This window comes from bacterium (assembly GCA_035308905.1).
Classification (GTDB): Bacteria; Sysuimicrobiota; Sysuimicrobiia; order Sysuimicrobiales; family Segetimicrobiaceae; genus DASSJF01.
On record DATGFS010000033.1, the window covers coordinates 36364 to 48221 of the forward strand.

General features: G+C 70.9%; 13 protein-coding genes and 1 tRNA gene. 9 read left to right on the plus strand and 5 right to left on the minus strand.

The window, feature by feature from the left end; translation table 11 throughout:
- Positions 1–2 precede the first annotated feature (2 nt).
- Positions 3–647, minus strand: a complete 645-nt coding sequence (locus VKT83_10915; protein HLY22967.1) for an SCO family protein — start codon at positions 645–647, stop codon at positions 3–5.
- Between the two features lie 322 nt (positions 648–969).
- On the opposite strand from VKT83_10915, the gene rny reads away from it, so the two are divergent.
- The 7 genes from rny to selB all read left to right on the plus strand — a co-directional run bounded on the left by rny (position 970) and on the right by selB (position 8439).
- Positions 970–2529 (plus strand): ribonuclease Y, encoded by a 1560-nt coding sequence (rny, locus tag VKT83_10920; GenBank protein HLY22968.1) that lies wholly within the window; start codon positions 970–972, stop codon positions 2527–2529.
- Positions 2530–2571: 42 nt separating this feature from the next.
- On the plus strand, positions 2572–3372 hold the full coding sequence (locus tag VKT83_10925; GenBank protein HLY22969.1) for a TIGR00282 family metallophosphoesterase: 801 nt from the start codon (positions 2572–2574) through the stop codon (positions 3370–3372).
- 120 nt (positions 3373–3492) lie between these two features.
- A complete protein-coding gene (locus VKT83_10930) occupies positions 3493–3792 on the plus strand; it encodes a stage V sporulation protein S (protein ID HLY22970.1) in 300 nt (99 codons plus the stop codon).
- A 74-nt stretch (positions 3793–3866) separates the two neighbouring features.
- Positions 3867–4706: a PHP domain-containing protein gene (locus VKT83_10935; protein ID HLY22971.1), complete on the plus strand. Its 840-nt coding sequence runs from the start codon at positions 3867–3869 to the stop codon at positions 4704–4706.
- 45 nt (positions 4707–4751) lie between these two features.
- Positions 4752–4976, plus strand: a complete 225-nt coding sequence (locus tag VKT83_10940; protein HLY22972.1) for a zinc-ribbon domain-containing protein — start codon at positions 4752–4754, stop codon at positions 4974–4976.
- An 18-nt stretch (positions 4977–4994) separates the two neighbouring features.
- Positions 4995–6404 (plus strand): L-seryl-tRNA(Sec) selenium transferase, encoded by a 1410-nt coding sequence (gene selA, locus VKT83_10945; GenBank protein ID HLY22973.1) that lies wholly within the window; start codon positions 4995–4997, stop codon positions 6402–6404.
- A 7-nt stretch (positions 6405–6411) separates the two neighbouring features.
- Positions 6412–8439: a selenocysteine-specific translation elongation factor gene (gene selB, locus VKT83_10950; protein ID HLY22974.1), complete on the plus strand. Its 2028-nt coding sequence runs from the start codon at positions 6412–6414 to the stop codon at positions 8437–8439.
- 80 nt (positions 8440–8519) lie between these two features.
- Here the strand turns inward: selB and VKT83_10955 are convergent, their stop codons facing one another.
- Both VKT83_10955 and VKT83_10960 read right to left on the minus strand, forming a co-directional pair.
- Positions 8520–8897: a hypothetical protein gene (locus VKT83_10955; GenBank protein HLY22975.1), complete on the minus strand. Its 378-nt coding sequence runs from the start codon at positions 8895–8897 to the stop codon at positions 8520–8522.
- Between the two features lie 89 nt (positions 8898–8986).
- Complete coding sequence (locus VKT83_10960; GenBank protein HLY22976.1) at positions 8987–10018, minus strand: DUF3048 domain-containing protein; 1032 nt, start codon at positions 10016–10018, stop codon at positions 8987–8989.
- Between the two features lie 124 nt (positions 10019–10142).
- Between VKT83_10960 and VKT83_10965 the strand changes: the two genes are divergently transcribed.
- Positions 10143–10237, plus strand: a tRNA-Sec gene (locus VKT83_10965).
- 97 nt (positions 10238–10334) lie between these two features.
- Here the strand turns inward: VKT83_10965 and VKT83_10970 are convergent.
- Positions 10335–10943 carry a hypothetical protein gene (locus VKT83_10970; protein ID HLY22977.1) on the minus strand — a complete coding sequence of 203 codons (609 nt, stop codon included), beginning with the start codon at positions 10941–10943 and terminating at the stop codon, positions 10335–10337.
- Between the two features lie 125 nt (positions 10944–11068).
- Positions 11069–11407 carry a hypothetical protein gene (locus tag VKT83_10975; protein HLY22978.1) on the minus strand — a complete coding sequence of 113 codons (339 nt, stop codon included), beginning with the start codon at positions 11405–11407 and terminating at the stop codon, positions 11069–11071.
- Positions 11408–11516: 109 nt separating this feature from the next.
- On the opposite strand from VKT83_10975, the gene VKT83_10980 reads away from it, so the two are divergent.
- On the plus strand, positions 11517–11843 hold the full coding sequence (locus VKT83_10980; protein ID HLY22979.1) for a hypothetical protein: 327 nt from the start codon (positions 11517–11519) through the stop codon (positions 11841–11843).
- The last annotated feature ends 15 nt before the right edge of the window (positions 11844–11858 follow it).

An 11858-nucleotide genomic window follows, 5' to 3' on the forward strand; every position in this document is an offset into this window, starting at 1 on the left:
TCCTAGCGCGCGCTCCGGGCCAGGATCCGCACGTCCGTGAGCAGATCCTTGGGATCGAAGTTGGCGGGAAGGAAGACCCGCACCTGGCCCTGGGGATCGATGAGGTAGACGATCGTGGTGTGGCCGATACCGTGGGCCGCCGCGTCGCTGGCCGAGGCGCCTTCTTTGGCGTCGCTTGCGACGAAGTAGTGCGCCCAGACCGGCCGCAGCTGCGCCGATGTGCCGCGGACGTAGGTGAGCACCCCCGTCACCTGGTGCGCGTCCAGAAACTGGCGCACGGCGTCGGGGGTGTCGCCCGCCGGATCGACGCTGACGGCGACAAATGCCACCCGGCCGGCGAGGGGCCCGAGCTGCGCGTGGACCTTGTTGATTTGGTCGGCGACCAGCGGACAGTAATCCGGACAGTGCGCATACAGGAATGTGAGCGCGACGACCTTCCCGCGCATCGACGCCAGCGAGACCATCCGGCCGTCGGGGTCGGGCAGCTCGAAGTCGTAGGCCCGCACGGGCGGGGTGAGCACCGCGCCTTCGAGAGGCGGGGGGGCCAGCCGGCTCCGCACCCACAGGCCCGCTCCGGCAGCCAGAATGATCAGGAGCGCCGCCGCGATCCACCACGACCGCGGACCGGTGCGCCGTGCTTGTGTCATTGCGTCTCCTTCACGATCGTTCTCCTCCACTATAGTCCCATATTCTTATACACCGGCGGCGCGGCGGCAGATCGCCCGGCGCAGCGGCCGTCCCGGGCCGGCGACCGAGCCGCGGACCCCCCGGCCCGGCCGGGGTTGACCCCCCGGCCGGGCGCGGGCTACAATAGATTGAAATTATAGCGTACGGATGTCCGGTTAACGTGTCTTTTTTGACGGTCCATCGTTAGGCGATCGCACCGGCGCACGAGATCATCGGTCCTAGCAGGACCGGGATGGAGGTCTCACAGGCCAGCAGCGACGCACGACGCAACACCAAGAGGGGGTGACCACCACGAGCACGGTCCAGTACGCTGTGACCGGCGTGATCGGGTTGGCGCTCTTCCTCCTTGGGTACCTTCTGCGGAAGTACGCCGGCGAGGCGAAGATCGGCAGCGCTGAAGAAGCCGCCCGGCGGATTCTCGACGAGGCCAAGACAGCCGCGCAACGGGAGGCGGACAGCAGACAGCGAGAAGCGCTCCTGGAGGCCAAGGACGAGGCGTTCCGCATCAAGCGGGACGCCGAACGGGAGATTCGGGAGCAGCGCGCCGAACTGCAGCGTCTTGAGCGGCGTGTGGTCCAGCGTGAGGAAACGCTGGATCGAAAGTTGGAGGCGCTCGAGAAGCGCGATCAGGCCCTCGCACAGCGCGAGCAGGAGGTTTCCAGGGTCCGGGAAGACGTTCAGGCACTGCACGACGCCCAGCGGCGGGAGCTCGAACGGGTCGGCGCGCTCACGCTGGAAGAGGCCAAGCAGGAACTGCTGCAGCGGGCGGAAGGCGAGATCCGGCACGAAGTCGCGCAGACCGCGCGAAAGATCGAATCGGAGGCCCGCGAGGGCGCGGAGCGGCGGGCGCGGGAGGTTGTGGCGCTCGCCATCCAGCGCTGCGCCGCGGACCACACCGCGGAGGTCACCGTGTCGGTGATCCCGCTGCCGAACGAAGAGATGAAGGGGCGGATCATCGGCCGCGAAGGCCGCAATATCCGCGCCCTGGAGAGCCTGACGGGCGTCGACTTCATCATCGACGACACGCCCGAGTCGGTGACGTTGTCGTCGTTCGATCCGATCCGCCGCGAGATCGCCAAAGTCACGCTGGAAAAGCTCCTCGCCGACGGCCGCATCCACCCGGCGCGCATCGAAGAGATGGTCGAGAAGGCCCAGCGCGATCTCGAGACGCGCATCAAGGAAGCCGGCGAACGCGCCGTCTTCGAGGCCGGCGTCCACGGCCTGCATCCCGAGGAGATCAAGCTGCTCGGCCGGCTCAACTTCCGGTTCAGCTACGGGCAGAATCTGCTGCAGCACTCGATCGAGGTCGCGCTCCTTGCGGGCCTCATGGCGAGCCAGCTCGACGCGGATCCCGAATTGGCGCGCCGGGCCGGCATGCTGCACGACATCGGCAAGGCGCTGACGCACGAGATCGAAGGCACGCACAGCGACATCGGTATGGACGTGGCGCGCCGGTACCACGAGTCGCCGGAGGTGCTCAACGCGATCGCCTACCATCACGGCGACGCCGAAGCGACCTGCGTCGAAGCGGTCCTGGTGGCCGCGGCCGACGCGATCTCCGCGTCGCGGCCGGGCGCGCGCAAGGAAACCGTCGAGATGTACGTCAAGCGCCTCGAGAACCTCGAGCGCATCGCGACGTCCTTTACGGGCGTCGACCGCGCCTACGCCATCCAGGCCGGCCGGGAGATCCGGGTGCTGGTCCGGCCGCAGGAGATCGACGACCCCGCCGCCGCGCTGCTCGCGCGTGAGATGGCGAAGAAGATCGAGGAGGAGCTGGAGTACCCGGGGCAGATCAAGGTGACGGTCCTGCGCGAGACGCGCGCCGTCGAGTACGCGAAGTAGACGGCGCGGCCGCCGGGTCGGCGAACGGAGCCGGAACCGCGCATGAATCTGCTGTTCATCGGGGACGTCGTGGGACGTCCGGGGCGCCGGGCGGTCGCGCAGTGGCTGCCCGCGCTCCGGCGCGAGCTCCGGGCCGATTTTGTGATCGCCAACGGCGAGAACTCCGCGGGCGGCTTCGGGGTCACGCCGGAGACGTTCAACGATCTGACCGCGGCCGGGGCGGACGTCGTCACCGGGGGCAACCACATCTGGCATACCCGCGAAGCGCCGGCGCTGCTCGACGGAGAGCCGCGGCTCCTCCGGCCGGCGAACTATCCCACGGGCGCGCCGGGGCGGGGGGCGGGCGTCTTCGCCGCCGCCGGCGGGACGCGCGTCGGTGTGCTCAACCTCGAAGGCCGCGCGTTCATGCAGCCGCTGCTCTCGCCGTTCGACTGCGCCCGCGAGGAGATCGAACGGCTCCGCACGGAGACGCGCGTGATCTTCGTCGACATGCACGCCGAGGCCACGTCGGAAAAGGCGGCGCTGGCCTGGTATCTCGACGGCCGCGTCTCCGCGGTGGTCGGCACGCATACCCACGTCCAGACCGCGGACGAGCGCGTGCTGCCGGGCGGGACGGCGTTCATCACCGACGCCGGGATGACGGGGCCGCGCGACTCGATCATCGGGATGAGCCGCGAAACCGTGCTGCCGCGGTTCCTCACGCTGCTGCCCGCGCGGTTTGAGGTCGCGTCGGGCCCGGTGCAGTTGAACGGCGTCTTCATCGAGATCGACGCCGAGACCGGGCACGCGACGGCGATCCGCCGCGTGAGCCGCGTCGAAGAGTCGCACGGCGCTAAGTCGTAAGAGGCACGTACGTACGTTCGCCGTCGGGGAGGGATTGTGAACCGGACTCTCGAATCAGCAGGCTTCGCCAGCCACATCGCCGCGCCACAGTCGACGCACTCCCTCGAGGAGGCTCGAAGCATGGACGTGCTCAAGGTCGTTGCGAAGCCTACGACTACCGCCGACGTGCTCAAGGTCGCCGCTAAGTCGAATCCCACCGCCGTCGCGGGCGCCTTGGCCGGCGTCGTGCGCGAGCGCGGGACCGCGGAGCTGCAGGCGATCGGCGCGGCCGCCATCAACCAGGCGATCAAGGCCATCGCGATCGCGCGCGGCTACGTCGCGCCGAGCGGACTCGACCTCGTGTGCGTCCCGGCGTTCGCCGATGTGCAAATCGACGGGCAGGACCGCACCGCGATCAAGCTCATCGTATCGCCCAGGTAGGCGCCCTCGATCTGAAAGTCGATCTCCACACCCACAGCACCGCGTCCGACGGGCTGCTCGCGCCCGCGCGCCTCGTGGTCACGGCGCGCGAACACGGCGTGGGGACGCTGGCTCTCACCGACCACGATACGACGGCCGGGCTCGACGAGGCGCTCGCGGAGGGCCGGCGCATCCACATCGACGTGATTCCCGGCGTCGAGATTAACACCGACGTCGGCGAATACGAGGTGCACATCCTCGGCTACTTCGTCGATCACACACGCGCCGATTTCCAGACGTTTCTCGCGCGCATGCGGGCGGGGCGTGTGGAGCGCGCGCGGGCGATGGTGGACCGGCTGCACGCGCTTCAGGTGCCGGTCGAGTGGGACCGGGTGCAGGCGATCGCGGCGGGCGCGTCGATCGGACGGCCGCACATCGCGCGGGCGCTGCTCGAGGCGCGGCGGGTCGCCACCGTGCAGGAGGCATTCGAGCGGTTTCTTGGACGGCACGCCCCGGCGTACGTGCCGCGCCTTGCGGTCTCGCCGGAGGAAGCCGTGGAGGCCCTGAGGGCGGCCGGCGGCGTGCCGGTGCTGGCGCACCCCGGATGGGCGTCGAGCGGCCCCGCGATCGACCGCGTGCCCCAGTTGGTGGCGCACGGCCTCGCCGGGCTCGAGGTATACTACCCTGATCATACCGCGGAGATGACCGCGCGCTACCTCGAGGTCGCGCGGCGGCACGGACTCGTCGCCACCGGCGGGACGGACTTTCACGGCGGCGGGCTCGCGACCCGCGTGCCGCCCGGCAGCGTGCGCGTGCCCGCGGATGTCGTGCCGGCGCTGCGCGCGCGGTGGCAGGAGGCCCAGAAGGCGGCCGGAGGTCCTGCGCAGACGGAGCAGGAGGCCCAGGGGGCTGCCGCGCCGCGGACGGCGCAGTAGAATTGATGATGGCGGCCGAGGGGCCGCGCGACTTGGGAGGATTCGATGATGCGCTGTCCCCGATGCGGGGTGGAAAATCCGGAAGGCAAGATTGTCTGCCGGGCGTGCGGCGCCCGGCTGCGTCCCGCCGCGGCGGCGGCCGGCGCGGGCGCGCCGCGTGAGACCGACGCCGACCTGCGCCGCCGGGTCTCCTACGATCTCATGCGGATTCTCTGGGTCGCCGGCGTGGTCATCGCCGTCGGCCTGGGACTCGGCTTCCTGGTCAAGTAGCGGACGCCGGGTGCCCGCATGAATCACGCCTCGTTTCGCCGGCTGCCGTCGATTGAACGGCTGCTGCAGAGCCTGGAAGCGGCCGGAGACCTCGGGCGGCATCCGCGCCGGCTCGTTGTCGCCTGCGCACGGGAAGCCGTGGACCGCGCACGCCGCCGCCTCGCCGACGTTCCCGGCGCCGGCGCGGCCACCGTGGAGACGCTGGTCGTCGAGACGCGCGCTCTGCTCGCGGAACGCGCGGCGCCGTCGCTCGCCCGGGCGATCAACGCCACCGGCGTGGTGCTGCACACGAATCTCGGGCGCGCTCCGCTCTCGGACGCGGCGCGACGCGCGGTCGCCGACGCCGCCGGCTACACGGTGCTCGAGATCGACGCGGCCACGGGCGTGCGCGGCTCCCGGCAGGCGCACGTCGCGGGTCTTCTACGCGAACTGACCGGCGCCGAGGAAGGGCTCGCCGTCAACAACAACGCGGCCGCGGTGCTGCTTGCGCTCACCGCGCTCGCCCGCGGCCGCGACGTCATCGTCTCGCGCGGCGAGCTGGTCGAGATCGGCGGCAGCTTCAGGATGCCCGATATCATGGCCGCCGGGGGCTGCCGGCTCGTCGAGGTCGGGACGACCAACAAGACCTACCTGCAGGACTACGAGGCAGCGCTCACGCCGGACACGGCGCTGCTCGTGAAGGTTCACCGGAGCAACTTTGCGATGCGGGGATTCGTGCACGACGTCGGCGCGGCTGAGCTCGTGGCCCTCGGCCGGCGCGCCGGCGTGCCGGTGTTGTTCGATATGGGGAGCGGCGCGCTCGTCGATCTCGGCGCGCGCGGGCTGCCGCCGGAGCCGACCATGACCGCGGCGGTCACGGCGGGCGTCGACGTCGTGACCGCGAGCGGCGACAAGCTGTTGGGCGGTCCGCAGGCCGGACTGATCGTCGGGCACCGCGAACCGCTGGCCCGCATCCGCGCCCACCCGCTGGCCCGGGCCATGCGCATCGACAAGCTGGATCTCGCGGCCCTCGAGGCCACGCTGCGCTTGTATCGCGATCCCGAGCGGGCGTGGGACGAGGTGCCGGTGCTCCGCCTGCTGGCCCGCGAGCCTGCCTCGCTCGAAACCGCCGCCCGCGGCCTCGCCACGCGCGTTGCGGAGGCGCTTGGGAACGCGGCCGAGGTCGACGTCGTGAAGACCGTGTCCGAAGCCGGCGGCGGGGCGCTGCCCGGCGTCGAGCTCGTCTCCTGGGCGGTCGCGCTGCGCCCGTTGGCCGGCGGCCCCGAGGTGTGGGACCGCCGCCTGCGCCGTCATCGTCCGCCGGTGTTTGCGCGGATCGCCGACGAGCGCCTGCTGCTCGACGTCCGAACGCTCGAGGCCGCCGACGTCGATCCCTTGCTTGTGGCGCTGCGGGCCGCCGCGCAGTCTCCCGCGCCGCCGTCGGCCTGACCGGCCGATGACCGGGGGCCCGACGGGCGCGCGCACGACCCGGACACCGCCGGACGGGACGCGCCGCCCGGCCTCCGCGGCGCTCGCCGCCCGGGCCCTCTCCGCCGCCTCGGGTCCCGCGCCGGACGGCGGTGTGATCGGGACGGCAGGGCATATCGACCACGGCAAGAGCGCCCTGGTCACGGCCCTCACCGGCATCGATCCCGACCGTCTCGAAGAGGAGAAGCGCCGCGGGATGACGATCGATCTCGGCTTCGCCCATCTCGACCTGCCGGGCGGACGCCGCGTCGGCGTGGTGGACGTCCCCGGCCACGAGCGGCTCGTCAAGAACATGCTCGCCGGCGCGGCCGGCCTCGATCTCGTGCTCCTCGTGATTGCCGCGGACGAAGGCGTGATGCCGCAGACCCGCGAGCATCTCGACATCCTGCGGTTTCTCCATGTCCGCCGCGGCCTCGTGGTCCTCAACAAGATGGACCTGGCGACCGAGCCGGACTGGCTGGCGCTCGTGGAAGACGACGTCCGCGCGCTGTGCGCCGGGACGTTTCTCGAGGGCGCGCCGGTGCTTCGGGTCTCCGCGCGGACCGGCGCGGGACTCCCCGAACTCGTCACCGCGATCGGCCGCGCGCTGGAGGAGGCGCCGCGGCGCGATCTCGCCGCGCCGGCGCGGCTGCCGGTGGATCGCAGCTTCACGATGGAGGGGTTTGGAACGGTCGTCACCGGGACGTTGTGGAGCGGGCGCATCCGCGCCGGCGACGCGCTCGAACTGCTGCCCGGGCGGCGCGTGGTGCGCGTCCGCGGCGTGCAGAGCCACGGCGCCGCCGTCGCCGAGGCCGCCGCGGGGCAGCGGGTTGCCCTCAACCTCGCCGGCGTCGGCAAGGACGAGGTGGGACGAGGGGACGTGCTCGCCACGCCCGGCACGATCGCGCCGGCGCATGTGATCGACGCCCGCCTCCGGCTGCTGGGGGACGCGCCGCCGCTGCGGGATCGCGGCCGGGTGCGGATGTATATCGCCGCCGATGAGGTCATCGGGCGCGTCCGGCTGCCCGACCGCGCGCACCTCGCGCCGGGCGAGTCCGCGGTCGCGCAGATTGTGCTCGAGCGGCCGGCGGTCGCACTACGCGGCGATCCGTTCGTGCTCCGGCGGTACTCGCCGATGACGACCATCGGCGGAGGGGAAGTGATCGCCGCGCCGGCCGCGCTGCGCCGCCGGGGCGCGGCGGCCGCCGCCGAGATCGAAGCGCTCGAAACCTCCGGCCTCGACGTGCGGATCCTCGGGGCGATCCGGGCCGCGGGGGCGGCCGGCACGTCGCTCGACGCGCTCGCGCCGCTGCTGGGCGAGGGCCGGGAGCGCGTCGCGGCCGAGGCCGACGCGCTCACGTCCGGCGGCCGGGTGCTCGCGATGCGCGGCCGGCTGTTCGCGGCGGCCGTCGCCGCCGGCGTGCGGGACGCGATTCTGCGGACGCTGGCCGCCGGCCACGAGGAGGCCCCGTGGCGCGTCGGCGTGCCGCGGGAGGAGCTGAAGGCCCGCGCGTTCGCGGGAGGCGACGACCGCCTGTACGGCCACGTCTTCGACGCGCTGGCCGAGTCGGGTGAGGTCGAGCTCGCGGGCGGTCACGCCCGCGTGCGGGGCTTCGTCCCACGCCGGAGCGCGGCCGACGAGGCGGCGGCGCGCGCGATCGAGGACGCCTACCGAGAGGGCCGCTACGCGCCGCCGGACCGGGCCGACGCGCTGGCGCGGACGACGGACCGGGTCGCCGCGGAGCGGATGTTGGTGGCGCTGCTGGACGAAGGCGTGCTGGTGGACGCGGGCGCGGGCGTCGTGTTCCACCGCGATGCGCTCGCCGACGTAGAAGCGCGCGTGCGTGCCCATCTCGAGCGCCACGGGGAGATCACCGTCGCGTCGCTGCGCGACCTGCTCGGCAACAGCCGGAAGTTTACGCTCGTCCTTCTCGAGTACTTCGACGCGCGCCACGTGACACGGCGCGTCGGCGACAAGCGTGTGCCGGCGCGGGTGACCCGGGGGGCCGGGACGTAAGACGAGGTAGGGAGGCGCGTTCGCTCCCTACCTCGACCGTTGCGGCCGCGCGGTCGTGGGATCGCGCGGATGTGATGCGTCTAGAGTCTGTCGCGCGTCACCGTCGTGCTGCTGCTTGTACTGCCGCGGGTGATCGCGACGATCGCCACGATGATAATCAGCACGATGATCAGTCCGACGATCACCGCGGTCGTCGTGCTCATGCCGAGGATCGCGCCGCCGGGGGCCGAGGGCTGCGCGGGCTGGGACGGCTGCGCGGGCTGGGACGGCACCGCCGGTTGGGACGGCTGCGCCGGTTGGGACGGCTGCGCGGGCTGGGACGGCTGCGCCGGATACGAAGGCGGCGTCGGCGGGGGTGAGTACTGCGCCAGTGCCGCGGTGCTCGCGAGCGTCAACAGGACCATCACGGTCAACAGCACCCGGCCGGCCGCACGCGGAGACACAAAAATCCTGCTCATAAACGATAGCCTCCTTTAAGGGGACCTGCTCCGCCCGGGAACCGGTCATTAGTTTTTTCCACAGGGGGGCGGAGCCGTAACCGGGGCGGCTACTCGAATCCGGGCGTCACCGTCGGGGGAACGATCTCGATCCATTGGGGGCCGCGGTTCATCGCGATCTCGGCGCCGGTCCGGTCGGTGAAGACGAGCCGCGCTCCGCGCGCCGCCTTGTGCCACGTCGCCGGCGTCACGGCGCCGTCTTCGACGATCCAGGCCGGGCCCGCGCCGACGTCATCATATGTCCATGTGTCTTCGTGAATGTGCGTGCGCCCCTCGACGCGCGGAACGACCATGATCGAGATTGTCGACGCGCGCAGCACGGTCCCGCTGCCGGCGTCGATGTCGGGCGCGCCGGCCAGCTCGCGGACGTAGTCGTTGGTCGTGGCGCGATACAGCCACCGGACCAGAAACCGGGGGTCCGAAAAGTCGATCGTCACGATCTGCGAGGCGGGCCGTTGAGACGGCGGCGCGCCGTCCTTCCAGGCGGGATGGGCGACGGCCGCCCACTCGCCCCAACCGTGCTGGTCGGTCACGTCCCGCAGCGCCATGGTCGAGGTGAACATCGTGTGCTCGTACGCGATGCCCAGCCGCGGGATTCTCCGGTACGCGCTCGGGAACTTGAACTCATCGAGGTTGGTGACGTGCAGGGCCGGGATCAGGTCGAGCGCGTCTTCGTTGCCGCCGACGTGGGCCAGCGCCGCGCCGGTCTCCATGACGTAGTTGAGAAACTGGGTCCGGATCGAGCGCACCGGCCCGACCCGGTCGATGTCCTGGGTCGGCGCGAACATCGCGAGGTATCGCGTGATCGGGCCCTCGGTCAGCGACTCGTACACGCGGGCGGCCCGCGACAGCCCCCACTGCGGACGGGCTTCCGGATGGTTCTCCACGATAATGGCGATGGGCCGCTGTGTCGCCGTGGCGCGGGGGACGGGCTGCCCGTCCAGCGGGCTCTCCACGATCGCCGGGGAGGCGGTGGCGTAGGCGGGCGGCGCCTCGGACGACGACCGCGGCGCACACCCGCTGAGGGCGAGGACGCCGGCCAGGGCCAGCGCCGCGACGATGGGTCGGGGACGGTCGTTCATCGCGAACCTGTTCGCTGTACGCTCACGGTCGGAGCGAGAATGCGCGGGAAAGTCCTTCGCCGCCGCCAGAGCATAACATGACGGAGGGGGGCGGACAAGGCCGGATCGAAAGGTACGCGGTCGTGGAGGGGCATGGATCCTGGTGGGTCTCCTGGTCTTCAAAATCAGCGGCGGGCCCTTCGGGTTCGCGGTGGGTTCGATTCCCACACCCCTCCGCCACTCTCATCCGCGCGGAGCCAATGTTGGGGCGACGACTCAGCCCCGGCCGAGCCCACTAGGTGGGCTCTAGCCGGGGCCGGTCGCCGAATCCCGGGTCTTACGGCTGCTGGTTATTGTTGGGGCAGGGCGGTTCCTGCGGATGCCCGCACCGCTGCTGTTGCCGCTGATACGTCGGGTTCGGCCGCTGGGACGCCGGCGCGAGAATTCTCCTGTCACTGTCCCAGCGCTGATCTCCCTGCCGCACCGGAGCATACTGGTACGCACTCGTATAGGGCCGATACGCCGGCCGATAGTAGACCTGCCGGTACGGACCGTAGTAAGGATAGCGATACTCATGCCCGTCGGCGTCACGCGTCAGGATGTATTGGAGATGGTTGACGACGATGACCCCAAGGACGACCCCGGCAATCGGCGGTGCGACCGTGATGATCGGGGCGGACGCGAGATAGTAGCCGTTGTATGGTCGATAGTAGGGACGGTAATAGTGCCCGTAGTATTGGCCGTAATAAGGATACCGATAGTAGCCGCCGTCCGGACCGTGCACGAGCAAGTAGAGGAGTCCGGCGACGATAATTGTCCCGAGCACGATCCCCCAGATTGGAACCGGCGAGACCTGCAGGGGCTGGGCCTGGGCGTAACCGACTCCGACCAGCCCCAAGGCCGGGAGCAGAACGACGCTCAGGACCAACGCCATTGGAATTCGCATGTTGTCTGTCCCTCCTGGACGCCGTGCCCACAACTTACCGCCGGGCACGACTATCTATCCCATCTATCCACCCGAGAGACGATATGGTTCCCATGATTGTGAAGAGCAGGCCATTCACGAGATTTTTACGAGCCTGTTCGTCTCCGGCTGGCCTCAATACTCGCCAGATATTCCTGGTTGCGCCGCCGGGTCGCGTCCGCGTCGGGCGCCGCGGTCATTGCATCGACCCACGCGATCCCGGCCGCGTCGTCGTGATACGTCAGGTCTACCCGCTCGCCGCGGCGCCGCTTCGGCGTCGTCGGCAGCATCTTCAGCCGGAACTCCTTCCCGGACCCTTCTTCGAGGTGGAACACCATGTACTTCACGCCGTCGTGCGTGGCCAGCTGCGGCTCGTCCGCGATGCGGCCGATGAGCTGGACCGGCCGGTGACCGGATCGCGCGCGCAGCATATCGAACAATCCCATGACGGGTTTCCCTCCTCTGAGTCGCGGAGCGGCCGCCTGCGGCGGCACCGCCCGCGGCGTTGTGTGCGGATTGTGTTAGGGGGTGCCGGGCGCCGGCGGAGGGAGAGAGATGCGCGTAATGTGGGACCGGAACAGCGCGCCGCGCGGAGCCGTCGTGGGGCCGCCCGTCCCGCGCCACCGTGAGGCCGGACGGGCGAGCGGGCGGCGCGGCGGCGTGACCGGCGCGTTCAGTACGGCCGCGTCCGTCCGCGGAAGGTCGTCCGTGAGCCAGTTGAGGATGGGCGCGCGGTGCGACGGCGCGCGGGGGATCGAGGTGCCGGCCACGCCGAATGCGGAGCCGGCAAGCGCGCATAGAACGACCGCGGCGAGCGTGCCCGCCACGACCGGCCGAGGCCTTACGATCACGCGATTCATGTTGAGGACGTTCATCAACTAATACGGACGCTGCGCG

Bases quoted from the DNA above. Each gene is read 5' to 3' on its own strand.
- VKT83_10980 (HLY22979.1), top strand. From the start codon at position 11,517: ATGCGCGTAATGTGGGACCGGAACAGCGCGCCGCGCGGAGCCGTCGTG.
- VKT83_10975 (HLY22978.1), bottom strand. From the start codon at position 11,407: ATGGGATTGTTCGATATGCTGCGCGCGCGATCCGGTCACCGGCCGGTC.
- selA (HLY22973.1), top strand. From the start codon at position 4,995: ATGAATCACGCCTCGTTTCGCCGGCTGCCGTCGATTGAACGGCTGCTG.
- selB (HLY22974.1), top strand. From the start codon at position 6,412: ATGACCGGGGGCCCGACGGGCGCGCGCACGACCCGGACACCGCCGGAC.
- VKT83_10960 (HLY22976.1), bottom strand. From the start codon at position 10,018: ATGAACGACCGTCCCCGACCCATCGTCGCGGCGCTGGCCCTGGCCGGC.
- VKT83_10915 (HLY22967.1), bottom strand. From the start codon at position 647: ATGACACAAGCACGGCGCACCGGTCCGCGGTCGTGGTGGATCGCGGCG.
- VKT83_10970 (HLY22977.1), bottom strand. From the start codon at position 10,943: ATGCGAATTCCAATGGCGTTGGTCCTGAGCGTCGTTCTGCTCCCGGCC.
- VKT83_10925 (HLY22969.1), top strand. From the start codon at position 2,572: ATGAATCTGCTGTTCATCGGGGACGTCGTGGGACGTCCGGGGCGCCGG.
- VKT83_10930 (HLY22970.1), top strand. From the start codon at position 3,493: ATGGACGTGCTCAAGGTCGTTGCGAAGCCTACGACTACCGCCGACGTG.
- VKT83_10955 (HLY22975.1), bottom strand. From the start codon at position 8,897: ATGAGCAGGATTTTTGTGTCTCCGCGTGCGGCCGGCCGGGTGCTGTTG.
- VKT83_10940 (HLY22972.1), top strand. From the start codon at position 4,752: ATGATGCGCTGTCCCCGATGCGGGGTGGAAAATCCGGAAGGCAAGATT.